26 protein-coding genes and 3 pseudogenes are annotated in these 24,538 nt (G+C 36.9%); 22 read left to right on the plus strand and 7 right to left on the minus strand.

The window, feature by feature from the left end; genetic code table 11:
• The first annotated feature begins 91 nt into the window (after positions 1-91).
• The 6 genes from PV763_RS14725 (at position 92) to PV763_RS14750 (ending at position 4,316) form a co-directional block, all read left to right on the plus strand.
• A complete protein-coding gene (locus tag PV763_RS14725; protein WP_420938129.1) occupies positions 92-577 on the plus strand; it encodes a hypothetical protein in 486 nt (161 codons plus the stop codon).
• Between the two features lie 250 nt (positions 578-827).
• Positions 828-1,670 carry a hypothetical protein gene (locus PV763_RS14730; RefSeq protein ID WP_005006057.1) on the plus strand — a complete coding sequence of 281 codons (843 nt, stop codon included), beginning with the start codon at positions 828-830 and terminating at the stop codon, positions 1,668-1,670.
• Positions 1,671-1,682: 12 nt separating this feature from the next.
• A complete protein-coding gene (locus PV763_RS14735) occupies positions 1,683-1,997 on the plus strand; it encodes a hypothetical protein (protein WP_005006055.1) in 315 nt (104 codons plus the stop codon).
• A 72-nt stretch (positions 1,998-2,069) separates the two neighbouring features.
• Positions 2,070-2,546 carry a hypothetical protein gene (locus PV763_RS14740; RefSeq protein ID WP_005006052.1) on the plus strand — a complete coding sequence of 159 codons (477 nt, stop codon included), beginning with the start codon at positions 2,070-2,072 and terminating at the stop codon, positions 2,544-2,546.
• Positions 2,547-2,722: 176 nt separating this feature from the next.
• The gene (locus PV763_RS14745; protein WP_042892735.1) at positions 2,723-3,820 is read left to right on the plus strand and encodes a phosphohydrolase; all 1,098 of its coding nucleotides are present in this window, start codon (positions 2,723-2,725) and stop codon (positions 3,818-3,820) included.
• Positions 3,821-3,977: 157 nt separating this feature from the next.
• Entirely contained in the window at positions 3,978-4,316 is a 339-nt protein-coding gene (locus tag PV763_RS14750) for a hypothetical protein (RefSeq protein WP_042892733.1), read from the plus strand.
• 69 nt (positions 4,317-4,385) lie between these two features.
• Here PV763_RS14750 and PV763_RS14755 read toward each other — a convergent pair whose 3' ends face one another.
• On the minus strand, positions 4,386-4,883 hold the full coding sequence (locus PV763_RS14755) for a cold shock domain-containing protein (protein WP_038350031.1): 498 nt from the start codon (positions 4,881-4,883) through the stop codon (positions 4,386-4,388).
• 150 nt (positions 4,884-5,033) lie between these two features.
• Between PV763_RS14755 and PV763_RS14760 the strand changes: the two genes are divergently transcribed.
• The 9 genes and pseudogenes from PV763_RS14760 to PV763_RS14800 form a co-directional block, all read left to right on the plus strand.
• Positions 5,034-5,468: a DUF6573 family protein gene (locus tag PV763_RS14760; protein WP_038350030.1), complete on the plus strand. Its 435-nt coding sequence runs from the start codon at positions 5,034-5,036 to the stop codon at positions 5,466-5,468.
• A 79-nt stretch (positions 5,469-5,547) separates the two neighbouring features.
• The gene (locus PV763_RS14765) at positions 5,548-6,030 is read left to right on the plus strand and encodes a hypothetical protein (protein WP_420938130.1); all 483 of its coding nucleotides are present in this window, start codon (positions 5,548-5,550) and stop codon (positions 6,028-6,030) included.
• Between the two features lie 200 nt (positions 6,031-6,230).
• Positions 6,231-6,761: a hypothetical protein gene (locus tag PV763_RS14770; RefSeq protein WP_038350029.1), complete on the plus strand. Its 531-nt coding sequence runs from the start codon at positions 6,231-6,233 to the stop codon at positions 6,759-6,761.
• Between the two features lie 220 nt (positions 6,762-6,981).
• A complete protein-coding gene (locus PV763_RS14775; RefSeq protein WP_038350028.1) occupies positions 6,982-7,623 on the plus strand; it encodes a hypothetical protein in 642 nt (213 codons plus the stop codon).
• Between the two features lie 12 nt (positions 7,624-7,635).
• Positions 7,636-8,469, plus strand: a complete 834-nt coding sequence (locus tag PV763_RS14780) for a hypothetical protein (protein WP_033917499.1) — start codon at positions 7,636-7,638, stop codon at positions 8,467-8,469.
• Positions 8,470-8,500: 31 nt separating this feature from the next.
• Positions 8,501-9,109, plus strand: coding sequence for a hypothetical protein (locus PV763_RS14785; RefSeq protein ID WP_033917498.1), 609 nt, complete (start codon positions 8,501-8,503; stop codon positions 9,107-9,109).
• Positions 9,110-9,557: 448 nt separating this feature from the next.
• Positions 9,558-10,436: an IS982 family transposase gene (locus tag PV763_RS14790; protein ID WP_043041805.1), complete on the plus strand. Its 879-nt coding sequence runs from the start codon at positions 9,558-9,560 to the stop codon at positions 10,434-10,436.
• Positions 10,437-10,469: 33 nt separating this feature from the next.
• A pseudogene (locus tag PV763_RS14795) lies at positions 10,470-10,787 on the plus strand (Tn7 transposase TnsA N-terminal domain-containing protein); the annotation flags it as partial.
• Positions 10,783-11,118, plus strand: a pseudogene (locus tag PV763_RS14800) (hypothetical protein); the annotation flags it as partial. The pseudogenes PV763_RS14795 and PV763_RS14800, both read left to right, overlap by 5 nt.
• A gap of 216 nt (positions 11,119-11,334) precedes the next feature.
• Here the strand turns inward: PV763_RS14800 and PV763_RS14805 are convergent.
• From PV763_RS14805 to PV763_RS14820, 4 genes and pseudogenes are all read right to left on the minus strand, one after another.
• A pseudogene (locus PV763_RS14805) lies at positions 11,335-11,625 on the minus strand (hypothetical protein); the annotation flags it as partial.
• 67 nt (positions 11,626-11,692) lie between these two features.
• Complete coding sequence (locus PV763_RS14810) at positions 11,693-12,544, minus strand: universal stress protein (protein WP_043041688.1); 852 nt, start codon at positions 12,542-12,544, stop codon at positions 11,693-11,695.
• Between the two features lie 12 nt (positions 12,545-12,556).
• On the minus strand, positions 12,557-14,044 hold the full coding sequence (locus PV763_RS14815; RefSeq protein WP_043041686.1) for a SulP family inorganic anion transporter: 1,488 nt from the start codon (positions 14,042-14,044) through the stop codon (positions 12,557-12,559).
• Between the two features lie 292 nt (positions 14,045-14,336).
• On the minus strand, positions 14,337-16,133 hold the full coding sequence (locus PV763_RS14820; RefSeq protein ID WP_002059883.1) for a hypothetical protein: 1,797 nt from the start codon (positions 16,131-16,133) through the stop codon (positions 14,337-14,339).
• 344 nt (positions 16,134-16,477) lie between these two features.
• Here PV763_RS14820 and PV763_RS14825 point away from each other — a divergent pair, with 344 nt between their 5' ends.
• From PV763_RS14825 to PV763_RS14850, 6 genes are all read left to right on the plus strand, one after another.
• Positions 16,478-17,626, plus strand: coding sequence for a hypothetical protein (locus PV763_RS14825; protein ID WP_042892727.1), 1,149 nt, complete (start codon positions 16,478-16,480; stop codon positions 17,624-17,626).
• A 182-nt stretch (positions 17,627-17,808) separates the two neighbouring features.
• A complete protein-coding gene (locus PV763_RS14830) occupies positions 17,809-17,964 on the plus strand; it encodes a hypothetical protein (RefSeq protein WP_005006030.1) in 156 nt (51 codons plus the stop codon).
• Between the two features lie 41 nt (positions 17,965-18,005).
• The gene (locus tag PV763_RS14835; RefSeq protein WP_214288679.1) at positions 18,006-18,425 is read left to right on the plus strand and encodes a hypothetical protein; all 420 of its coding nucleotides are present in this window, start codon (positions 18,006-18,008) and stop codon (positions 18,423-18,425) included.
• 335 nt (positions 18,426-18,760) lie between these two features.
• Complete coding sequence (locus PV763_RS14840) at positions 18,761-19,717, plus strand: hypothetical protein (protein ID WP_227504909.1); 957 nt, start codon at positions 18,761-18,763, stop codon at positions 19,715-19,717.
• A 22-nt stretch (positions 19,718-19,739) separates the two neighbouring features.
• The gene (locus PV763_RS14845) at positions 19,740-20,201 is read left to right on the plus strand and encodes a hypothetical protein (RefSeq protein WP_420938131.1); all 462 of its coding nucleotides are present in this window, start codon (positions 19,740-19,742) and stop codon (positions 20,199-20,201) included.
• A gap of 51 nt (positions 20,202-20,252) precedes the next feature.
• Positions 20,253-20,501 carry a hypothetical protein gene (locus tag PV763_RS14850; RefSeq protein ID WP_420938132.1) on the plus strand — a complete coding sequence of 83 codons (249 nt, stop codon included), beginning with the start codon at positions 20,253-20,255 and terminating at the stop codon, positions 20,499-20,501.
• Between the two features lie 134 nt (positions 20,502-20,635).
• Here PV763_RS14850 and PV763_RS14855 read toward each other — a convergent pair whose 3' ends face one another.
• Both PV763_RS14855 and umuD read right to left on the minus strand, forming a co-directional pair.
• The gene (locus PV763_RS14855; RefSeq protein ID WP_038350012.1) at positions 20,636-21,925 is read right to left on the minus strand and encodes a Y-family DNA polymerase; all 1,290 of its coding nucleotides are present in this window, start codon (positions 21,923-21,925) and stop codon (positions 20,636-20,638) included.
• Positions 21,922-22,482 carry a translesion error-prone DNA polymerase V autoproteolytic subunit gene (gene umuD / locus PV763_RS14860; RefSeq protein ID WP_005006020.1) on the minus strand — a complete coding sequence of 187 codons (561 nt, stop codon included), beginning with the start codon at positions 22,480-22,482 and terminating at the stop codon, positions 21,922-21,924. Before umuD ends, PV763_RS14855 begins: the two co-directional genes overlap by 4 nt.
• 159 nt (positions 22,483-22,641) lie before the next feature.
• Between umuD and PV763_RS14865 the strand changes: the two genes are divergently transcribed.
• A complete protein-coding gene (locus tag PV763_RS14865) occupies positions 22,642-24,012 on the plus strand; it encodes a hypothetical protein (RefSeq protein ID WP_227553500.1) in 1,371 nt (456 codons plus the stop codon).
• Positions 24,013-24,538 lie beyond the last annotated feature (526 nt).

The raw sequence follows: 24,538 nt of genomic DNA on the forward strand, positions 1-24,538 counted from the left end.
TCCCCACTTGTTTTTAAGTGGGGACTAAATTAAGGCTTATAGGATGAATTCATAAGGTGTGTTCAGCGGACGCTTACGCTCAGTCATCGACATGAACCGCTACACCGCCCTTTGCTCACATGTGGAGGGTGAAAACTTGCCGTTATGCGCTCAATTTCGTGTACTTAAATATATCTTTGGTGTGCATGGTCTAAGCGCACTTAAAAATTACAAAGAAGTTGAACACATTGACGAAGCCTTTTTGAAAAAACACTTCCTACGCATGATGAACTATGACTTTGAAGCAGTCATATACCTTGCTATGGTCGGCATGCGCGAACTTATCTTAGAAGCTGATGCTTTTGACCATGACGGCGAACAAAACACCCAAAATGAGCTTAAACAAGCATTCCAATACGTTTCAGAAAATGACGTTCGTAATTTTGCTTATGTCACTCACATGGGCTATTCAGAAAAGTATTTCAACTGGAATATCATTCGCCACCAGTCTAAAGATGAAGCGGATAATCCCCTCACCTTTTGGTTATTTAAGAATGCAATGTATTCACTATTTTTCAACTTAGCCAATCGGGAATAATGCCCCAACTCATTAAGAGTATTTAAGTCCGAACTTAAGTACTCTTTTTTTTGCATTAGAAAAATAGACCGGTATATACGCTGTCTAAGCATGGCTTAAAACGTATACGATGATTTTAATTGATTAAAATATTTTAAATATCCTTTACGTGTTTTAGGTCGGTTAATTAATTCCAATAAAGTTATTCATTAGTATTTTTTAAATAAAATGACTCTATCGAAAGCAATTGCTTAAAACTTGGAGTCCTCTAATGCATCAACTAGATAAGCTAAATCATTTAAAAAATATTATTAAGCAAGTACCACATGAACGTTTTGATCTGGACAAATGGCGCACGGATTCAAAAACCGAAAATGTGACTTTTGCTCAGCTTTTACTTAGTGATGCTGATTGTTGCGTCATGGGTTGGGCGACAGCTGATGCTACTTTTAGAAGACTTAACTTCATGTTGTTTGACGGCGTTCCCCTTTATGCGCCATTCCGTGCGAATACTGGTGAGCCATTCACTTATGAAGAACTCAAAACAAATGTTGTTTATCGCGGTTCTGAAGCAGTACGTGAGTTTTTTGGACTCAATTATGAAGATGTCGATCATATTATTTTTGAGAGCAACTACGCTTTTGAAGACCCAATCAAAGACGAGATTATTGATCATATCAACCATGTTATTGATCGTGTAAACATCCGTCCACAAGACCTTGACCATTTGTTATCTAGCTCAATTGTTGCACTGGATAAAGAAGTCCGTGAGTTCACTTTAAATGATGATGAAGTCCGTGAAATATCTGTTGTGGTTGATTGCTTCAATAAGTTTTTCCCCGATGGTGCTTATCTTGAGTTTATTGCTACGGTCAACGTACCAGGTGATTGTGATCCACTGGAATATATCGCCAGCAATTACAACATTAAAGAGCCATTAGCTTTCGTTCCTAAGCCGAATGAAGCATTAGAAGAATATCTGGAAACATACCCGATCGAATATCTCATGCATAACTGGCAAGAGGATTTCATTTCGCCGTATGACGAAATCATTAATCAACGTTTAACGCATATCGCATTGCAAAATTTAAATAACGCAAAAGTAGTTCAATAAGGAAACCTACCCATGAAAATTGAAAATCCGCAATTCGTCAGTGCCATCAACGAACTTGGCTTTTACTTGCCACAGCAAGTACAACAGATACCGAACACCACAGAAGCCGGTTTTCGTGTGTATGTGATCGATACAGCAAAACATACCAACATCGAGGCACTAATTAGTGCTATTGAGAATGTCAGTATCACTTCACAGCCCTTTTATTTTCAAGATGATTACGACATGGGCGTGTTTTTTGAGGGATTTAGTTTCTTCTTGCCTATGCTCATTACACAAGACAGTGATGCACCTTTACCACTGTTCTTAATTCAACTGGATTTGTAAGTCCAACAGCGGTACGTGCGCCAGTATGTACCGCTACCCCTTTTGGCACACCGCCTAAAACTTGGAGCAGATATGAACAAAGCAACGACCGTTGAGCGTTTAGAAAAGCTGATTGAGCTAGTGATCGAGGTCATTCCTGATGAAAGCTTTGATTTCGACATTTGGCGTGATTATGACGCAAGCCATACAGAACAACACACCGATTTCTTTTCAGGTTTCACCACTGAAGAATTGTTAGATAAAAATATTGTAGGATGCCTGATTGGTTGGGCTACGTCTGTCGAGTATTTCCAAAATCTAGGTTTCAATTTTCATGGTTCTGTTGGGCCAATCTTCATGTATGAAAAAATACTCAGCAATGAAGAGCTAAAAGATGCGCCTGTTGTCACTGTACCAGTCGTTTACCAGTGGAAAGCAGTACGTGAGTTTTTTGGCATCACTCAGGAAGATGCTTTGGTGATGTTTAGCTATGACAATTACGACCAGGCCAAAATTGATAAGGACACAATGATTCGATTTATTGAACGCATCATCCAAAAATATAAGTAACCACCGAAACGGCGCAATGCCGTTTTGCTAGACGTTATAACCGCTTACGATGATTTTAATTGGTTAAAATATTTTCAATAATTTTAAATTTTGAGAAAAGTTTTTCCCCTGGTACACCCCTCTATACTTAATCCATAGCAAGCAAGGCACAAAGCCTTAAATCTGGAGTAAGTCGAATGAATACAGCGCATAAGTACGATGATCAAGTCATCATCCCAACAATAGCCGGGCAACTGGAGTTGCTGTCTGGTACCGATCTAAACAAAGAACTGGCTGAGCATGTTTTTCATGAAGCACCAGACATCGATCTAAGTATCTATGACATTTTTATTGTCTGCTTAAGTGGCGGTAAGGATTCGATTGCAGCGTATTTGCGCTTACTGGAGGCTGGAGTAGATAAAAGCAAAATTGAGCTTTGGCACCACAAAATTGATGAAGAAAACCAGCCGTTCATGGATTGGGTGTTCATGGAAAACTATACCAAAGCATTCGCTCAGGCATTCGACACACCATTGTACTTCAGTTGGCTCGAGGGCGGTTTCCTTGGCGAAATGCTCAAAGAAAACAGCTACTCAAAACCCCACTTCGTAGAAACACCAGAGGGCTTAATTAAGCTTGAACGCGACAACAACCGCAGTAAACCAGGCACACGCTTGAAGTTCCCACAACAAGCAGCCAGCCTCATGACGCGCTGGTGTTCTTCAGCGTTAAAGATCGATGTCGGACGCAGAGCATTGAACAACCAAGAACGCTTTGACGGCAAGAACATTTGTTTTATCACTGGTGAACGCCGTGAAGAGTCGCCAAACCGCAGTAAGTACAACCAGCTAGAACCGCACCCATGCGACCGTAGAAGCGGTAAGAAAGCAAGACGCGTTGACTGGTGGAAGAACGTGCTTCACTTCACTGAAGAGCAAGTATGGGCGTTACTGGAGAAGTACAAGGTTACGCCACCAGTGCCATATCGCTTAGGTTGGGGCCGTAGCTCATGCATGACCTGTATCTTCAACAGCCCTAAAATCTGGTCAACCATCAGCACCTACTACCCGGAACGCGCTCAGCTGATCGCTGGTTATGAACAAAAGTTTGATTGTACGATCAGTCGCTCAAAGATCGATGTCGTCAGTCTGAGCAATGGCATTGAGCCATTCGACATTCAGGATATGGAAGCACTGGTACAGTCCAAAATTGAAAGTTATTACCTACCAGTGTTCACGGATAACTGGACGGTTCCACCAGGCGCATTCAACAAGGAGGGTTGTGGATCGCTGTAAATTAGGGTGCCATTTGGCACCTTTTTAGGATGAAAACCGCAAGCGATGTTTTTTAATTGATTAAAAATGGTTTGGAATAATTTTGTTTTTGAATAAGTTTTTGACACCACCTGTCAGCATAAAATGATTTTAAACCAATCAATATGAGATGATGTTTATGACAACTTTAAACGAAACAATGCAAAAGTTCTGTAAAGCTAAGGCAATGATGACCTATTTAATGTCTGATGATCCTATCATTGATGAATCTGTCAGCCGTTACGAAAATTGGGCATTGGCTTATGACCTTTTGGTGAGTATTGGGCATCTGGATCTAGAACAAGTTGAGCAGGTCTGGAATGAAAAAACCCATACCAATTTTGTGCTTTGGGGTGTAGTTGGTGAATGCTCAATAGAAGAAATTTTATCGTATGTGACAGAAGAATATGACGCTCAAGCTGTCACACTGGCGCAGATTAATGAATTACAAGACGGTAAAACACTGGCAGAAATCTAAAATCAACCTAAGGAATGAGTTATTAATTAAGTATTAATAGCTCATTTTTTATTGTCTGAAACTATACAACTACCACCTTGAATCATTTTCACAAGCATCGCCATCGCCGTCACCATCCATCATGGTATCTGGGCAGTTTTTCACAAACCAATCAGCTTCTTCTTTAGATCGCATTTGAGAGCAATGCTTACGACCATCGCACTTATAGGCTACTGGCTTTTGATATATAACATTTGTAGTTTGATTATCTTTATATAGATATTTCTTTAATTGAATGCTACCTAGATATGCCACCCCAATAGCTATGCTAATAAAAATTATCCATAGATATAGTGGCAATGATTTTTGCTTGTCATGCGTTTGTTCATGGTCGGAATAGTAAACATGGATTGCCCTATTTTTATTTTCTTTTTTAACTACCTCGAAATAGACCTCTCGACCTACTATTGGCTGTTCGCCTTTCTGAAAATCCTTAATATGGAAAAATACATCACCAAAATTACTCGTAGATATAAAACCAAAACCACGCTCATTATTATATTTTTTAATTGTTCCTGTTAGTACCACCTAAAACCCCATATATATTAAAAGCTATATTAATTATATTTGTTAAACCTAAATAAATACTATCTTTTTTTTAAAAAAAAGTTTTAAGGTTTATGGATTTATTATAATTAAAACATCAAAAGCAATTGCTTAAAACATGGAGTAGCTATTATGAATAATTTTTTCGCTGGTGCTGAAGTCATCACTGTTTTTTCTTTACAAGACGCTTTAGAAGAGGGCGTGATTATTTGCCTTAGCGATAAAGAAGAACATGCCAAAGATTGCAAACAGTTCTATAAGTTCCCTGTTTATATTACAAGCAACTTGTATAACAAGCACCTGACAGCTGCAAAAGCAATTTTTCCGAATGGTACGGAAGCTGATGCAGAAAAAATCAATGATTTAATGGGATATACCATCTTTGATATGTTGAACATGAGCGTTCGTGGTTCAGTTGCACTTAATGACCAAAGCGTTAAGTTTAAATATGCTCTACAAGATACACCGCATACCTTTTCTGACACCTTAATCACCAATATTGCTACGGTTGGGCCTGGTGTGAATGGTGAGCCTATCATTACTTTTATGATGCCTGAAGACCAATAAACACAACACCTAGCATTGACCAACCAATGCTAGGTTTTTTTGAGATCCGAACGTTCATTGAGAGGTATAAAAAATTCAAATGGCGACTATGAAAATTGACAAGCCTGACTTATTCGGCTTTGCAAATATGCAAGAAATAGAACAACAAAGAGAAAAAAACGAATTAAAACGTATAGAAACGATGAAGCTTGTCCGTTGTGACTGGTTTATCGCCGTGACATCTACTGGAGAGCTGTTTAAGTACAGTGAAAAAGTACCAGCAAAATATAAGGCGTTTAAAGGCATTAAATTATTCAAGTGCTGGAATGAAGCTACCGCGGATCTCGTGTTAAATGCCGTAAAAGGCGCAATCAAGCGTGATCATTACGAAGTGCCAGACGTTAAAAAAAGCAAAAAGCTTGCTGTTGATAGTTGGGTAAGAAACATTGATCTAAAGTTTCTACATTTGCCAGTCGGTCAACTCACCAACCTATACAGGGAACATCAGGAGCGTTTAAGACTGAAGCGTGAAAAAGCCAGACTTAAAGAAAATGAAAACACGTATGACGTAGAACCGCACTAATTACACCCACCAGGAATAAGCACCCATAGCTTATTCCTTTCATAAGATGATGGCCGTAAACGGTGTTTTTAATTGATTAAAAATAACTTGAAATCATGAGCCTATCAGCCGAAATACTTTTACTGAAAAGTTATTCAGTCTACATGCACCGATATAATTATTACATCAAAGCTCATTGCTTAAAACTTGGAGATACGACAATGCAACTACAAAAATTTAATGCTGGTACTGCTAATGTGCGCCACTTGCTACAAAGCTTCACCCAAGCGTATGACGGTTTACCAAGTTGCGTCATCAATGTGATTGGCGTAGCAACCAAAGCAGATCCGCAGTTTATTTTTAACATTGAACTGGATGTCGTTTTATTTCACCAACACAAGTCACAAGCCTACTGCATTGAAGTCAATGCACCGTTACAGGCTCAAGTCATCGCAGACGCTCACGAATCATTTAGATTCAATCCTGATGATTCTCATGCATTGATTGAGGGCGAAGTCATGGATGTGGCGATTAATTTACAACGCCAGGCCATTAATGACATGATTCAATATGATTTGCTGTCAGATGCAGAACTGGAAAAGTTCAATACATGGAATAAAGGTTTCGCCAGTGCATTACTGACTGAATGTTTTGAAGATGTCGCAGATTTTAATGCGCTGCATAGCTCACATTTTATGGCGAACACTGTTTATTTAAGACTGATTGAGTACTTTAAAAACAACCTGTCATAAGAAACCATTAAACAAATAGAGGGAGATCCAATAAAGGTCTACCCTCTTTTTTTATGCCTTTAGATTTTATGACGTATACGATGTTTTTTAATTGATTAAAAAAATATTGGAATTTTTCATTGCCAGTTCCATAAGTAATTTGAGAAAAGTTTTTAAGGGATATTTCACAAATATAATTAATTCATACCTAAGCAATTGCTTATAACTTGGAGTTGAAGATATGAAAAGCCTACTTGATTTTTTTACAAACCGTTCTAAAACATTAAACATTATTGTGAATCCTGAATTAAATACAGGTCATTCCCTTGCTGATTTTTCGTATAACGAAGAATTGCATCAAGACCTTAATGTATTAACGGTTATTCCGCTTGATCATTACGGAAACTTTCTATCTTTAACCCTTGATGATTGGGGCGTTATTACTTCAAAAGTTCAATTCCCTGAGCATCTTGATTTTAATCAATTGCTCAGCATTTTTTGGGAAACACAACCCATTTTAGTTGTTACTGACATCGCACGTTCAGAAGTGCATGACAGCGACTTTTTTCAACAAAGCTTGGTCAAGCAAGTCAATCTTGCATATAGCCGAGATATTGCCAGTGAATATGCACCAGAAGATGTTCACTACATCTCTCAATCTTTTGATTTAGATAAGCTGATGCGTTGCGGTGTATATCTGCAAGGTCATTGCTATTCAGCTCATGATTTCGTCATTAACAACCATAACCTATTTGAAAAAGACAGCTTGATTGTGCCTGTTTTTAACATCCACTCGACACAAAAAGAACTGCAACAATTTTTAGTATTTGATCTGCAAGGTAAGTTTTTGGATTGCGTTGTTGGCACTGAAGTTTTGTACTAAGGAATATTGATCATGTCTAAAAAATACTTATTGATTGAATTGAGCTACGAAGCACCAAACAACACCAGTGCTGATGCTGTTTTGCACAATGTCTATATTGATATTAATCACCCTGAAAATCTGGCGATGTTTAGCGAGTCTTGCAAGAATCGCCATGAAATTAATGAAAACCTACCCATTTGCCAGTTAATCACTTCATGGGTTCGATTACTAGGGATCTTCACCATTCTGGACAATACGGATCAGGACAAAGAAACCCCTGTTCTCATTCAACTTGCTGACGGCGGTACTTTATCTATCGATGGTTGGGAAATTCTCGACCAAGAAACCAAAGATAGACGCTTGGCGTTAATGGACATTGAGCCAGATGAAGAACAAGACGTAGACGACCCTATTTTGTTCGCTTATGAGCATTCAGACTCAATCACACTCACCAAAGTTGAAAAGCCAGTAGCAGAAAGTGTATATGTCGCTACGCGTAACTCTTACAGCAACAACTTTGATTTAGTTCTTGAATGTATCTTGAATCCTGAAAAACATTACAGCCTATATCAAGGCTCATATGATGGCACTCATGTTCAAGTGATCCTGAATGACTTGGCACTACTACCATCATGTAAGACACATAAATCAGAAATTGGCGACTATGTAACATGCAATGTACTGGAGCTGTTCAAAGGCTCAATAGATGCGTATGGCGCAGAAAATGAATTTATTGATTCATTCGTGCAACTCGACATTACACCGTACTTAGATAGCACACTGAAAATGGACTACACCGAATTGCAGTTTAGCTACCAGAGCAACGATCTCATTGCATTTTTTGGTAATGATCCATGTTCTTAACATGGATCTCTATGGAATAGGAGAAAATACAATGTCTGATCATATCTATAATTACATCATCGGCAGAATCGACAAAAGCCGTAAACTTATGGTTCTGGTGAACTACGAATCAAGATCCAATCTGGTGACTCAAGCACAGTTAATGAAAGTCCAATTCCCGAACCTCAATACCTTGAGAATGTTCCTGAATGACTTTGAGCCAACGGAAAAACATGTTATCCATTACTCGAAATACAGTAAAGAAATGCCATCAGGTGCAGATGGATATTTCCTATTTTCAGAACATGACCAGCAATGGAATATTTTTGATCCTAATGTCTTAAGTCGGTTTGTTCGTATATACCAAGAATCACCAGAGTTAGATAGTTACCAAGATTACATCTGTTCTTGTGAAGTCAAAAACTCACCCACACTTAAAGCAAAACATAAAAAACAAGCATTTATGGAGAAGATGATCTTCACTTCATTGGGTTTTGAGCGTTATTGCCATCATTGCAACGGTTATGAACCACTGGATCGTTTTTATTATCATTCTGATACCAAAACCTATGAATCAGTTTGCAAGCCTTGTTATATTCCTCATTACAAACCTTACAAGATGAAAAAACTTATGACCAGTACGGTTGAAGAATATATTTAATCATTAACTAGAACTCAAAAAGATGGCAACAATTAAATATTGCCATCTTTTTTTTGATATAGATCTATTGTCATTTACAGCAATAGAATAGAGTGGCATTATAGATAATCAATAGGTTGTCACTCTAATTTCACACAATTAAATTAGATTATTTACATAAATAGATAAGAGTGACTTGCAAAATTACATTAATAGGCACGAGTGCCTGAATGGTGACTTTTTTATGAAAAAATTGAGTGACGAATACTTACCTGTTAGAAAAGCTCAAACTGTTTATGGGAGTATTTCGGGAAATTATGCCTTTAGAGGTGAAAAAACCATATGGTTTGAATCGACCCTTGAGCGTGATTTCATACTTAACCCGAATTACGGATAAGAAAACCGCTTGAAAAAAAGATGGTTAGAGCCATTTAGAAAGTTACTACACAAACCAAAGACTCTAACCACCATGTTTGATTTTACAGAAATCTTCTGTGTTATTGATGATTTTTTTAAGAAATTTGAACCTATCTATTGGCAATTTCTCAAGCAGGAAAATAAGCGTAAACGAATTCGATTAGCAACCTTATCCCTCTCTGAAATTGTGACGATTGCAATTTGTTATAAAACATCGCAAGTAAATAATTTTAAAACATTTTTCCAATTGCTTTATCAATTTGAGAGTAAATTATTTAAGTCTTTGCCTTGCTATAAAAATATGCTCAGCCTGATTAACCAACATCAGCTTGCGATTCATGCACTACACCGTGCTTTAAGCAAAGGACAAGCATGTCAATATCTATGGATTGACTCAACACCTTTACCTGTTTGTAAAAACAAAAGAATTCCTAGAGGCCACCATGCTTTGGAGGATATTGCTTCTCGTGGCAAAAGTTCTATAGACTGGTTTTATGGTTGCAAATTAAACCTTCTCATGAATAGTGAAGGACAAATTGTGAAAACAGTTTTATCCACTGGACACATTGCAGACATTATAAAAATCGAAGAATTAGTTGATGGCTTATTGGCAACTGTTTATGGAGATAGAGGTTATATTGGAAAATCAATAAAAACTAAATTATTAGAGCAAGATATTGATTTAATTACTTATCCTAGAAAGAATATGCGAGTAAGTCTATTGCCTTTTTCTGATGAATACCACTTGAGACAGCGGAAAAAAATTGAAACGTTAATTGGCTTATTGAAAGAAAAATACCATTTAGTAAGCAGTAAACATCGGACTATTTCCGGTTTTCTAGCAGGCATATTTTCATCTTTATGTGCTTATCAACTCTGTCAGAAGAATAAGCCAAAAATTCATGTCGTTAGAAATTTAGCTTATCCGTAACTAGGGTTACTTAAGCAAGAATTTAATAACAATGTGATTGATGTTATCGGTCAACCTGTAGTTATCCCCTACATTACTGAATTGGGTAATCAATCAACCTACACTCCTGACTTTTTAGTGCAGTTTTCAAGCTCGAATTGTGATGATTTTGAGGATTTTCCTGTACCAATGCTCATCGAAATTAAGCCTAAGAAAAAGCTTGTTGAGGACTGGGATAAGTTAAAACCAAAATTCAGAGCAGCCCATCGTTTTGCTGCTGATAAAGGATGGAAGTTCAAAATTATCAGTGAAACAAGATTATATGATCAGTATTGGGAAAATATTAATTTCTTAAAAAAATTTAGACGCTCTCTATTCGGGTCAAGCTGCTGCGCTCACTGGATTCATTAACTTTTTGAATGAGAATTACGGTGCTTCCATTGATTATTTAAAATTGAAAAAATCTGATTTTTTAAAGACTAAACAAAAGAAAAAACTAGAAATGGAACTTATTGCACTTACCCAAACTGATTTAAGTGACAGTGAATTTATTCTAAGTTGGGTCAGAAGTGGACTTAGATATTTTCATCAACTTCCTTACATTGATGCCCTAAAGATTAAAAAGGAAATGATTACTGAGATCGAGGATGGTTTTACTGTTGTGCTTAATGGGCAATATTATTGGTTGCCAAAAAAACAATAAGTTGAAGCACTTAAAATAATGATCAGTGAGTTGGCTGATCATTATTATTGAGATTTCAGCAGATTATTTTAGTAATTGTCCCACCGCTCATTAATGAAATATTAAAAAGACGCGCTGAAAATTCTGAGATAGTAGTATGTGAGACCTTTATAGAGTAGATTTCCATGTGTTAATTAAGTTATCACCACCACCCAAAAAATCACCTAATGAAGCTTTAAATGCATAACGTAGAACAATCACATTAAGGCAATCGCCTATCAATTGAGTAGGCATATCGGATATATCATCTAAATTGATAGATGTTCTTAAATGACAATCACATAAGAAAAGTTTAATAGTTTCAGAATGTTCATTATTTGCTATTACCATCTCTGTTAATTTTAAAAGAGAATCTACGCCTTTTCGATAAGCTTGTTCATGAGATACACTAAAGTATGAGGATATTTTTAACAGCACATTTTCAGAACAAGAAACATTTAGAGTTGGGCTTATTAACATCGTATTCATATTTATGATTCCTTTTATAACTTATTAAAAATAAAGGGATAGATTAAAATTCTACCCCTTCATGAAATTATCGTAGTAGCAGGACTGGTTTATTAGCGCTTGTGATCACTTTTGTGGTGGTACTGCCAATAAAAAATTGACGTATCTTTGAATGACCATAAGCCCCAACCACAATCAAATCGATTTGATGCTGTTCAGCGTAATTGATAATTGCCTTATCAACTTCACCATCCAACGTATTCGAGGTGATATTAAAACCTTGTGATTCAAGTTGCTCTTTTGCCCAAGAGAGCTGATTTTGCATTTCACTATTCGGATTTCCGACATAAACCAAATGTACTGCAAGACCTTTAAGTAATGGACTTGACGCAATGCGTTCAACACATTTTCTTGCAGTTGGACTACCATCAAAAGCCACTAAAAATGAAAGTGGCTTTTGGAATGGAGTGGATGCAATCAATACGGGTTTATGAATAGCACGGACAATACTTTCGATCTGCGAACCAATTTTGTCAGAACGGTATTCAGTCTGCGTGCCGTGTTTGCCCATAATCAACACACGAATGTCTTCTTCCAATCCAACAACAGTTTCCAATAAACTCCCATGTCTTTGGAAACTATGAGCATCCAGACTGAACTTTTCGAGTACATATTTTTTTGCTTCTCTGAGCAAAACTTTTCCATGTTCAAGTTCAATCTTGCCTTTGCGCTCTTCAAGCTCAACCAACTCTTGCAAAAGTGTTTCACGGCTACCTAAGCCAATTGCGCCACTCAAATCTTGAGGTGCTTGAGCTTTGGGTGTATCGATTACGTGTAAAAGTTCAAGCGGTGCGTTAAGTTTTTGACTAAACCATGCTGCATAATCACATACGGTATTTGTTGCTAATGATCCATCAATACATGCAATAATTTTTGACATTTTTCATCCCTCTTAGTGGCTATTTAAGCGATCTAATGCATCTGGTTTATCATGGATGCCAAATTTATCGACTAAGGTTTTGCTGGCTTCATTCATTCCAATAAGTTCGACTTCTGTTCCTTCACGTCTAAACTTAATGACCACTTTATCTACGGCAGCGACCGCAGAAACATCCCAAAAGTGAGCCTGACTAACATCAATTACAACTTTTGAAAGTGCTTCTTTGAAATCAAATGCAGAAGTAAATTTATCTGCTGAGCTGAAGAACACTTGACCTGTTACCGTATAAGTACGGGTATTTTCAGGTTCATTAAATTCGGACTGAATTGCCATGTAGCGTTCAATTTTGTTGGCAAAAAATAATGCAGAAAGAAGTACACCAACTAATACGCCATAAGCCAAATTATGTGTCGCAACGACCACGATGACTGTAACGATCATCACAATATTGCTAGATAAGGGATATTGGCGGATATTGCGTAGTGAATCCCAGTTAAATGTTCCAATTGCTACCATGATCATGACAGCAACCAGTGCAGCCATTGGAATGGCTTTAAGCCAGTCACTGATAAACACCACCATAATTAACAGAAAGACCCCTGCACTAAATGATGATAAACGGGTACGTCCACCAGATTTCACATTAATAATGGATTGACCAATCATGGCACAGCCTGCCATTCCGCCTAAGAAGCCTGAAGCGACATTGGCAACACCTTGCCCTTTACATTCTCGGTTTTTATCACTGGTGGTATCTGTTAAATCGTCGACAATTGTTGCGGTCATCATGGACTCAAGTAAACCCACGGCTGCCAAACCTAGTGAATAGGGTAAAATAATAGCTAAAGTTTCAAGATTTAAAGGAATATCAGGAAGCAAGAAAATTGGAAGCGTATCCGGCAATTGCCCCATATCACCGACAGTTCTTACATCTAAACCAATGAATAAGGCAAAGAGCGTAAGTAGGACAATACAGATGAGGGGAGAGGGTAAAAGTTTCCCTATCACTGGGATATAGGGAAATAGATAAATAACCGCTAAACCACCGATTGTCATCGCATAAACATGCCAAGTGACGTTGGTAAGTTCAGGCAATTGAGCCATAAAAATTAGAATAGCCAAGGCATTTACAAAGCCAATAACGACTGACTTTGATACAAAACGCATCAAGGCTCCTAATTTTAGATAGCCTGCTAGGATTTGAATAAATCCTGTCAAAATTGTGGCTGCTAATAAATATTGCAGACCATGCTCTTTAACCAGTGTGACCATTAATAAAGCCATAGCACCAGTTGCAGCAGAAATCATACCAGGACGACCGCCCACAAAAGCAATCACAACAGCAATACAGAATGAAGCATATAGCCCCACTTTAGGATCAACGCCTGCAATAATGGAGAAAGCAATTGCTTCAGGAATTAGAGCCAAAGCAACAACAATACCCGCAAGAACATCCCCGCGAATATTGGAGAACCATTGTTCTCGAATAGTGGATAACATGAAAATAGCCTATTTTTTTAAATTTTAGGAAAGGCTAGTGATGTGATATATGACACACAAGCTACTACACCACATCACTAGACAGTGATGAGTTATTTACAAAAAGATGGGTAAATAAACTAGGGTGGAGTCAAAAGCATAAGTGTGTGAATACGAATAGAAATTTAAATTGAACTGTTAGTATAGGCGAACTGAACTAAAATTTCACTCTTTTCTATTTCGCAAATTTATAGAAAACATGAAATACCAAGTAATTTCATGCACATATGATTGTATAAAAAATATTCTTTAATTAGGATTTGTCCTTCTGTAAGCTTATGAATAAATTTTTAAAGCGATTTTTCCATTCATCTGGTGTTGCGTATAAATGTTTTATTGCAATCATTTTATGAATGAAACTATCACAGTAGAGTGTCCATTTTTTTATTCCCTTGGCATTTTCTAGTTCAATACAGATTTTTTTAATTTGTTCGCTTGTTAGCTTATTCTGAGTAAAAATAAGAAAAGCACAAAATGCTTCATGATTTTTATTTTTATGTATATCGATGAGATAGGAAAATCCATTTTGATCTTTTAAGTCTAATTTTAAGAACAATAATTTTCGCCCTTTATCATAATCAATCCATGATGGATGCTTGGGTTCAGGCACAAGTTTTTTGATTTGAAGCAAATTAATACTCGCTATCATTTCACCATGTTCATTAATTGCAGACAGATGTTCTAGAGGAGAACCCATTTCAGAAGCAAGTTCTTGGAGAGATTGGATAATGTATTGAATGTCAAAACGTTCATCTCTGCTAGGTGGTGTATCTGTCGTTTCAGATTTTTTGATCTTAGTATTTTGATTACCATAGGGTTCATCAGAAGATGTTTCAACCTCTTCTGATTTATCTGAATAAGGTTGATTAGATGCTCCGACTTCAATTGGATCATTGGTTGGTTCATTAAAAGAATACTTCAGAATACCTTGTGTATTTCCAGTTTCCACCTCAGAACGCTTACGATATTCACCGCTTGTTCTTGATGGTGGTTTTTGAGTATTGATGTGCTCATTCTTATTTTGACTTTTTTCACGAGGTCTAGGATTTTTCTCATCAGGCTTTGAAATTGTATTGGTTAGGTCTTTGTTGACATCAATCATGTGATCGTTAATAGGATCAAATTTTTTCACTCTAGTGATAAAAAAACGAGTCTTATTGTCATCTAGCCAAATTCCTTCTGCTTCAAGGAAAAGCTTTGTGGGATGTGGCGGAAACACAATGGGATACCTTTTGCCTGTACCCTGCTGAAGATGATTAAATTCGGTAATTTCCATACTTCGTTGAATTTTATCAACTATCGTCTGCACATATGGGTTTAAGGCAAGATTAGCAAGAAAAATAATTGCAGTCTCGCCTATATCTTCATATGGTTTTCTGATTTTAATTTTATATTCAACATTATCGTCCACAATTTCTGTTGTATAAGATTCTAAAAAACGATTAATGATGGATTGACTCGAAGTTCCTAATAAAAGTCCCCTAATATCCTTCCGATTTACGAATAAGCTATGCAAAATATGAATTGATGATGTGATGACTTGAGTTCCATCATTGGAATGCATTAAGCAGTGATTCACTTTACGATATGAATCATTGGTGTATTTAGTGAATGGATAGCCTTGTAGAACATAATCAACTTTATTTGGGAGGAAATAGTTTTTTAAAGGAATGTAGTATTCAGAAGTATTGGGGATTCTGTCAGTAAGTTTTATATTCTTAGGTTTATTATTGGTGAAGTCGAAAGAAAATCGTTTTGTAATGAGTTTTCCTGAAAATCGATAGGATTGATCGGTTAAAACATTTCCATCCCAAATACTGCCATGTTGAACAGCATCAAGATCAAGTACGGGAACAAGGAATGTTGAGCACTTATCTAAAAATAACCATTGATCACTTTTTCTAATCTCAATTAATAACACTTCAACAAAAGGATTAGTTGAATCGTTATCTTCGTTTCTAACAAGTCCGCCATATCTATAAACCACTCGACTAATATTATCGTTTGGGAAGCAATCAATAGTCGTTATTTTGTCATTATTAACAGGCATATATTTTTACAAAATGAAAAATTAAAGCTTATAGATAATATAATTTTTATTCTTGCTCTAGTTTATTTGTGTAAACTCTGATTTATTTGTGGAACTGACATCTATGTAATCAGGTTATTTTAATATGTGAGCCTTATTTTATTTAGTTAAATATAATAATTGATATTAGTTTTATTTAACGTATACGGTGATTTTAATTGATTAAAATATTTTCATTATTGAACCACTACCGTTGTTAAATTCAGCTTCATTAATATTTTAAGGAAAAAGTTATAAACGCCACTTAATAACTATTATGGAATCTCAGATGTAGAGCACACGGCTCAAAACTTGGAGATTTTAAAATGTCACATTTCACAGTTGCAGTAGTTACCACCCCTGATGGTGATGTTGTAGATGCCCTAGAACCATTTTACGAATTTGAATGCTCAGGCATTAAAAACAAATATTGCATTTCAGAATCATCATTGGACGAAATTAAAGACCAATACGAATCGACAGAAATCACTTTGATGAAAAACTCAAAGCCTATCTTAGATGATGGTGAAGAACGCTATGCGTTTCTTGACGACCCTCGTTTCGTGCGTGATGCAACAGACTTAGAGCTTGATGCCATCAAAAACAACAAAGGTGATATTTTTGCTGACTTCCCGAACGGCGGTAAGCATTTATCAGTGGTACAGGTCAAAAACGATGATGGTACGTACTCAAGTCGCATTCGTGATTTAGGCATGTTCATTCAATGGCATCAAAAAGATGTGCCATGTACTGAAGTGTTTGAGCTTCAACAGTTCATTAACTGGTATAACGAAAAAGTTACGCCGACTGTTTTGACAGGTGAAAAACCTGATGAAAGTTGGACAGAATGGATAGAGCTTGATGCTGACGGTAAAGTGGTCGATTACTTCACCACCACCAACCCGAATCCGAAATACGATTGGTATGAAATCGGAGGACGTTGGAAAAACATGCTGTTGCGTCTTGATGGACGAAAAGTGGATAGCTGTCCGATTGGTGAGCTAGATTTTGAAACCGAAATCAACCGCTTAAAAACCGAAGCTAACCGTGTTTATGACTATTTTGAGAAGTGTATCGGTGATGCTTCACGTACTTGGCGGTCATGGGCTGATGTTTGGTCTGATGAATCAATCGGATCAGTGAACGATAAGCGTAATTTCTATCACAACCAAGATGCAATCTTATTAATGAAAGCCAATGATACGGATAACTTGTTTTGCATATTCGGACATGAATTTGATGAATTTTTGGTGAGCCGTGAAGAATTCCTAGCTAAAAAATCAGCAAACCCATTCGGTACATACTGTTTCTTAGATGCGACCAGTGGTGATGAAATAGGCGACTGGACAGGTTCAGAGTGTGGCATGTTTGGACAGGATATTCGCAAGGAAGAAGATTGGGAAAACAAAAACCAAGCCTTGCTCAAGAGCTTTCCAAGCGACTATATAATCACGATTGTTGATTGTCATATCTAAAACCCAAACAGGGATAAGCGTAAAACCTTATCCCTTTTCTTTTGGGCATTTTTTAAAACGCATTCGATGTTTTTTAATTGATTAAAAAGTTTTTGAATTTTTAAATTTTAAGAAAAATTAAACAGCTATTGCGCTTTGTATAATGAATATAGATTTAATCACTATCCTAAAGGGCTTTTAATATGTGGAATACATTAGTTTTAATTCGTAAAACCGCAACGTCAAAAGAAATAAAAGACAAAGCTGATATGTATTTAAGCCAGTTAAATACTGCAACCATTTCAGCATCTCTTAAAGCTGAAATACTCTCTTTTATCGAATCTGTTTTAAACGATTAATCAACTTAGGCTCAACGCCTATAAGTAGTCGGAGCATAGATATGAACAACACATTCACCATACCATGCAATTTTAAAGTACAGCACATTGAAGATGGTCAATTTGTCGTGTTTTTTGCTGACGGCACTCAGTTAAGTTACCAGATTGAAAACACCAGTAAGGTTAAATGGATTGAACCTGAAGCATTCAGTTTAGAGCAAGTACGCCTAAGCTCAAAAGAGCCAATCAATGCCGATGATATTGACATCATTAAGTATGCTTCATACCGCTTAATTGCTGACACGCCATTGATTGATGATGATGGTAGCAATCCTGAACCTGATTGCCTTTACTGCAAAAAATCTAGTGACACTCTTAACAGCCTCATACTTCAAGTCACTGAAGCACATACCCTCTCATGTTGGCTACTGACATCAAACGGCGTTCATATCCTAGATATTAATGAATTGACTGAAGCTTAATAACAACAACCAGTGAAGCATGTCTATTGCTTCACTGGTTGGCAGTTGAAAACCGCATTCGATGTTTTTTAATTGATTAAAAAAAGGTTTAGAAATTTGGTTGTGGCCAGCGCTAGATCTGGCGCACCAGGATCAATGCTTATTTGTATGGTACCTTAATTGCTTCCATCATTTTAATAGCATCCTCATTACTATTTTTAGCTGCTATCTGTTAAAAGTCGCAGCAAGGACCAGTAAAACAATAATAAAAATAAATAATTTTAAAAAAGTTTTTGGTTTAGGTTCTATCTTAAAATAAACATATTGAAGCAGAAAGCTTAAAACTTGGAGTTGAAATGGTTACTATTAATGAATTACTTAGCAAAAACCTTGATCGCAAATATGGTCCAATTGAAGCGCATGAAGTTATAGAACTTGTTCGTGTAACTCGTGCGCCAGAATCAATAAATAACCCTTCAATGCCATCAGTTAGAATTTCTACTGCAGATCTGCACCATATGGTTGAACAAGCTAAAAAGTTCAATTTGTGGGAAGAATGGTCCACCAAGGTTTTAGCAACTGAGTTGCCATACAACCCTTATCTTAAGCCAGTGTTTACAGGTCATAGTTTCCCACGTTCTAGCATGTCTACTGACAACTACGAAGCATTAGTACGCTCTACGTTAGTGCCGGTGCTACTACCTGAAGATAAAAAGTCTTTTATCAACCTGAATGACAAAGTTATGTCATTTAACAACCTCATGTTTGATATGCCCGATGCGATGGTGAACCATCTCATGACTGGTAAAAAACTTTGGCTATATGCAAAAAATGGGCAAGTGGTCTGGTATACCCGTGCTGAGTATGAGGCGCAAACCAAGTGGAACCAGGCTGAACAGGATGCTAAGAAAAAAATTACTGCATTGTTTGAATTATTCAATGCGCTGCAACAAGCTAAACCGATCTTTGATGCTATCGATCAGAAGAAAAACTTCAGTGCTTTACCGTTCAAATGGTTCACTGGTGTAAAAATTGTAATGTCAGGCTTGTCAGCTGGATCATGGGGCGATGGTGAAAAATCAAATACAGTGACTCACTTGGTTTTTGATGAAGACTACTCAGGATCTAAATTGGTTCGTGAGAAAAACCAGTACTTGTGCTCAGCTGGAGGCTTATTCCCTGCAGATGAAGCAAAGAAAGAATTCAAAATGAAAGTAGGTGAAGTTACCGTGGACACGGTACCGCACCTTGTTACATGTAAAGTGTGCCTAAAACGTATTTTTACGCAACTTGCATTAACTCAATCTAATTAATCAAATTTATAGGGTGTTCATCATGAATAACAAAACAATTACCAAAAAAATGATTAACCAAGTTAAATCGGTTATCACTGACCCTCAAGCAAAAAGCTTGTTGGCTGCTTATCACGTAGAGACGTCATTTACCCACTTCTACGAAACACACAGCCACATTTACTTGGTTGGTAAAGACATTACTGCAGTCATGGCCAAACATTTTCCATACTTCACGTTTAAGACTCGTGATAACAAGAAAGCCCGTCACGGTATTGGCGATGGCTCAATGTCTGATTGCTTAAACAAGCTGCGCCGTGTGTATCGCTTAGAAATCAAAAAACCGATTAGCGAGAAGTTTATCGCTGAAGCTGGTGCACCGACTTTCACAAAAAGCCAATCTCTAAGTCCTGTTGCTTATTTGATTGATGAAGTTGTGCAACAAGAAACAGCGCCGATCGCACGATCTGACGTTCAAAACAGTTTCCAGGATCTTTTCAATTGATTTGAGGCTTATATGAATATGCATACGACTCAAAAGAGTGAGAGAGACAAAATGACAAAACGCTGTTCTGGTGATGTGAAGTCACCCTGGTTCTTCATAGAGGACCAAACCCCAAACAAAGATGGCACGGCATTTATTGTGTGGGATGAATTCTTAGACCATGAAATTAAACCTATCCGCTGGAGCGATAAGATCCGTGACTATGCTTCAGGTGAAGTCGAATGGAGTGGAAGCTTCTTATTTTGGCGATATGATGATGGTACACCAGCTGAATCACCAAGAAGCTATCAGCAATCTTAATTTCTTATATTTCCGAGGGTGTAGCCAATTGATTTTGAGATTTGATCAATCTCTTTAAGGCAAAGGTTTGATTCCTTGAATGCCAGTTCGAGTCTGACCATCCCCGTCATTGCCAACAAATTCCCTCAAATGAATCAATTGAAAACAATCATACCAGCCTCACTAAAATAGTTACGGCTTTGACGTTCTGACTTAGGTTCCCAATCTCTATTTTTCAGATTACATGATCCAGCAGCAATTTTAGCCTTGCCAAACTTACTTTGAATGTTTTGAAACGCCGTCATTAACGCTTGCTCTTTTTCAAGCTGCTCTACGTCAGTTAGTAGGCCGATCGTGCGATGTTCTTCTTTTATCAATTCACACAACATCACGCCACATTTCTTAAACTCTATCCCCTCTTTGTACAATTTATCAATCAGTGATGTGGCAGCTTTAACCAGTTGCATCAAATTGTTTGTAGGTTGGGTAAACGTGTATGTTAACGATTTGCTGTAATACGGTTTTGACTGGTCAAATGGGTTGGATTGCAAGAAAACAATCAGAGATCCGCAAAGCTGGTGTTCAGCAACAAGCCGATTGAATGCATTATGGGTATATTTGCTGACGGCTTCTTGAAGAATTGAGAGCTCAGTAATTTTCTGGCCGAAAGATTTGCTCGAGACAATCTGTTGTTTCGCCTTAGGTGAACTTTCAAATTCAAAGCATGGCTGGCCAAGCAATTCTAAAATCGTACTTTGCATATTCACATTGAAGAGTTCACGCATTCGATTCGGGTTGGATGTTGCAAGATCCAGCACACTTAAAATCCCCATGTCATTAAGCTTTTTAGCGTACTTTCGCCCTACACCCCATATTTCATCAACTGGCATGCTTTGATAGTAGCTTTCGACATCTACCAGGCTCATTGTCACTAAATTACAGATTCCATTTAATTCTGGATTCTTTTTGGCAAGGTTGTTGGCCATTTTACTTTCAGTCAGTGTTCTACCAACACCCACGCACGTTGTTAAGCCAATAAACTTATATACTTGATGCCGAATCTCCCGTGCCATTTCAGTAGCATCAAAGTTTTTAGTAAATTGAGTAAATTCTATAAAGCCTTCATCAATGCTGTAAATGCTGTAACAGCTTGGATCTACAAAACCAGATAATATTCCATGAAAACGGCGTGACATTTCGCCATACAGCGCAAAATTGCTCGATAGCACATGAACGTTATGTTTATTGATGATGTCTTGGACCTTAAAGAGTGGCGCACCCATCGGGATTTTTAAGAGTTTAGCTTCAGCGCTTCTCGCGATGATTGTTCCGTCATTAGAGCTTAAGACAACGCATGGTTTACCCTTTAACTTAGGGTTCCAAAATGCTTCCATCGAACAATATGCCGAATTTATATCAACATGAATAAATACCCGGTTTGTCATTTTCGTGCGTCTTTAATGATGTAAGTCACTACGCCCCACACAATCAATTCCTGTTCAGGTTTTAGAAAAATATGTGAGTGCTCTTGGTTTTCTGCTTTAAGCCAAACTGGAGGGATAGATTTTGCATCTGGACCAAAAATTTCATTAATTTCACCAGCTGACATTTGCTTGGTGATCATCAACCGCTTAACGGTAAAGTCTGTTTCTAGCTGAGCAACAATAATATCTAGATGCTTGGCATTGAAGCTTCTATCGATTATGAGCTTATCGTTAATATCTATACCAGCATTTAGCATGGAACGAGAGCCTACTTTACCAATAAACGTAGAGTACTCATTGGTGATCAGCATTTCGTTGAGATCGACCGACTTTTCAATAAAATCTTGTGCTGGTGAAGGAAATCCAGCTGATAATAATTCAGCTGCAATAGGAATTTGTAAAAGCGAGTTAGATCTGACGTGCTCGAGGTCAAGAATATCGCTTATCTTTTTATTTGCACCGCTAAATGCGATAACTTTCGTTTCAGGTTTTCCTGACGTTGAACTGCAAGTAGACATGAAAAAAACCTTACTATGATTTGAGACCCATTGTATTGAGAGCTGTATGTTTGTTCAAATATTTCTTAAAAGTTACCAATACACAATGGGTTATCCTTGGAGTTAGAATAAAGATCGTCTATCTTATGAATAATAAAATTTTCACGTAATATGTCAGAGATGATGCCAATTATTCATTACTTAACAGTACAGGTTTGCAAACGGGTATTCATAGAGCCTAACTACGGCGTAATGCGTTCTAATGATCCATTAGTTATAGATCCTGATCTATCAATGCAGCCATTATGTTTACTTGGCATCTCCGTCAATGATTTTCCATTAAATTACACGGAATATTATGAAAAAAATGACAGTAGTTGTTCCCTGTCAAAATTCCTGAAGACTTTTTGGAGCCGTTACTACAAGACTAATGGCCCAAATATTCCATTAGTTTTTGGAATACCAGATATCCTGGTTATCGATCATCGTGTGAAGGATATTATTAATCAATCATTTTATAGTTGGTTAGACTCGAATAATATTCAATATGAGTTTTCTGATAGTAAGAATAAAAAAGCTATTGCTAATTTTCGTCAGCATCAACACTATCCTTATATTGAATGTTACTCTGAGATAGACGTCCTAGATACATATAAAACTAAAAATGAAGAATATGCCTTACCTTTATCCGTTCTAAACACGATGACTAACTATTTAGATAGTGTTTTTCTCTTATCAAAGCATCGTAAAACTTTAATAGCGTATACCAGCAGACCTATTAAGCATCCAACATTTACAGAGTGCTGTCCTAACGATCTCCGACTATTTGACATTACACCTTTAGAAAGTAAAGCCGATAGAACTTTACAGGATGCATATTGGGTTAGCTCCGATTTAGAAAATGGCAATTATGGATACTTGCGGAATAGACAAGTGAAAGAAGACATAGATTGCACCAGAGAAGATAAAAAAGCTTTTTTGGCCCTAATAAAATCATTGCCAGTTACTCAATGGATGGATATTTTTACAAGCAATCAGATTGAATTATTGAATCAATTAAAAAAACAACGATACAAAGACACAATTGATATCGATCAGATTAATTACGCAGATATGTGTTTTAAATTAGGGTTAAGTAGGGATTCTCAATACACAGTTTTAGCACTGGAGACATCTAAATTAAAACGTTCTGAAATGATTGAACTTTGGGATCAATATTCTCATGGAGGTGATGTTAAGTACTCTTGTGAAATTATGCTTCCTGACTGGTACTCTTCGCGAAATGATAAAATTTACAGATATTTTTATTTATCTATGTGGAACAGCAGCATTATTTTCATAAGTGAATCAGGATCTCCAGCAACAAAATGTTTTGATCAAGATGAATGCATTAATTACATGTCAAAAAATCAATTCAAAATACATAATTTAAGTAATATCGTTGATATACGTCACTTTGATGAATTGCTATTAAACAACAGGCAATATTTATTGAACATCGTTAAAGAAATGGATGCTTTTGAACTTTTAAAGGACCTAAATACCGTATAAAACAGAGTGTGGAAACACACTCTGTTTTATAGAAAATGATTTCTATTGGATATAATTGGACAAGTAATTATAAATACTCGGATCTTCAATATCCGATGGGAATCCACGATCACAGACAAGGATAAACTTATTCCCCTGCTTTATAATTAATGGCTCTGTTCCATCTACTTCGTCTAAGTCTAAATGCAAATTTTCACAAACATATTCGTACATTGCTTCTTTAGAGATAAAATCTTTCAAGCCAAAACAACTTAGGATTGTACAATCCATCTCCACTGATTGATCAACAGAAAAACTGCTGGTATGAACGGCGTTATACACAGGAATTAGTATCTTCCGGGCGCATTGAATCCCCTATAAAACAAATTCTTCTTTTTTAACGCTGTGCCATACTGATGTGGGGCTAGGATTTTAGACCACGCCTATAAGTGATAATCTACTCCCCAATGAGCATGGGAAATGCTTGTTTTTGGAGTCAACCATGACACGAAGAAAACGTCGTAATCATTCAGCAGAGTTTAAAGTT

Origin of the sequence: Acinetobacter sp. AS5, assembly GCF_048957595.1 — a bacterium.
Taxonomy (GTDB): Bacteria; Pseudomonadota; Gammaproteobacteria; order Pseudomonadales; family Moraxellaceae; genus Acinetobacter.

Coding starts and splice junctions, on each gene's coding strand:
- PV763_RS14725 (WP_420938129.1), top strand. CDS start 92: ATGAACCGCTACACCGCCCTTTGCTCACATGTGGAGGGTGAAAACTTG.
- PV763_RS14730 (WP_005006057.1), top strand. CDS start 828: ATGCATCAACTAGATAAGCTAAATCATTTAAAAAATATTATTAAGCAA.
- PV763_RS14735 (WP_005006055.1), top strand. CDS start 1,683: ATGAAAATTGAAAATCCGCAATTCGTCAGTGCCATCAACGAACTTGGC.
- PV763_RS14740 (WP_005006052.1), top strand. CDS start 2,070: ATGAACAAAGCAACGACCGTTGAGCGTTTAGAAAAGCTGATTGAGCTA.
- PV763_RS14745 (WP_042892735.1), top strand. CDS start 2,723: ATGAATACAGCGCATAAGTACGATGATCAAGTCATCATCCCAACAATA.
- PV763_RS14750 (WP_042892733.1), top strand. CDS start 3,978: ATGACAACTTTAAACGAAACAATGCAAAAGTTCTGTAAAGCTAAGGCA.
- PV763_RS14760 (WP_038350030.1), top strand. CDS start 5,034: ATGAATAATTTTTTCGCTGGTGCTGAAGTCATCACTGTTTTTTCTTTA.
- PV763_RS14765 (WP_420938130.1), top strand. CDS start 5,548: ATGGCGACTATGAAAATTGACAAGCCTGACTTATTCGGCTTTGCAAAT.
- PV763_RS14770 (WP_038350029.1), top strand. CDS start 6,231: ATGCAACTACAAAAATTTAATGCTGGTACTGCTAATGTGCGCCACTTG.
- PV763_RS14775 (WP_038350028.1), top strand. CDS start 6,982: ATGAAAAGCCTACTTGATTTTTTTACAAACCGTTCTAAAACATTAAAC.
- PV763_RS14780 (WP_033917499.1), top strand. CDS start 7,636: ATGTCTAAAAAATACTTATTGATTGAATTGAGCTACGAAGCACCAAAC.
- PV763_RS14785 (WP_033917498.1), top strand. CDS start 8,501: ATGTCTGATCATATCTATAATTACATCATCGGCAGAATCGACAAAAGC.
- PV763_RS14790 (WP_043041805.1), top strand. CDS start 9,558: ATGTTTGATTTTACAGAAATCTTCTGTGTTATTGATGATTTTTTTAAG.
- PV763_RS14810 (WP_043041688.1), bottom strand. CDS start 12,544: ATGTCAAAAATTATTGCATGTATTGATGGATCATTAGCAACAAATACC.
- PV763_RS14815 (WP_043041686.1), bottom strand. CDS start 14,044: ATGTTATCCACTATTCGAGAACAATGGTTCTCCAATATTCGCGGGGAT.
- PV763_RS14820 (WP_002059883.1), bottom strand. CDS start 16,133: ATGCCTGTTAATAATGACAAAATAACGACTATTGATTGCTTCCCAAAC.
- PV763_RS14825 (WP_042892727.1), top strand. CDS start 16,478: ATGTCACATTTCACAGTTGCAGTAGTTACCACCCCTGATGGTGATGTT.
- PV763_RS14830 (WP_005006030.1), top strand. CDS start 17,809: ATGTGGAATACATTAGTTTTAATTCGTAAAACCGCAACGTCAAAAGAA.
- PV763_RS14835 (WP_214288679.1), top strand. CDS start 18,006: ATGAACAACACATTCACCATACCATGCAATTTTAAAGTACAGCACATT.
- PV763_RS14840 (WP_227504909.1), top strand. CDS start 18,761: ATGGTTACTATTAATGAATTACTTAGCAAAAACCTTGATCGCAAATAT.
- PV763_RS14845 (WP_420938131.1), top strand. CDS start 19,740: ATGAATAACAAAACAATTACCAAAAAAATGATTAACCAAGTTAAATCG.
- PV763_RS14850 (WP_420938132.1), top strand. CDS start 20,253: ATGACAAAACGCTGTTCTGGTGATGTGAAGTCACCCTGGTTCTTCATA.
- PV763_RS14855 (WP_038350012.1), bottom strand. CDS start 21,925: ATGACAAACCGGGTATTTATTCATGTTGATATAAATTCGGCATATTGT.
- umuD (WP_005006020.1), bottom strand. CDS start 22,482: ATGTCTACTTGCAGTTCAACGTCAGGAAAACCTGAAACGAAAGTTATC.
- PV763_RS14865 (WP_227553500.1), top strand. CDS start 22,642: ATGATGCCAATTATTCATTACTTAACAGTACAGGTTTGCAAACGGGTA.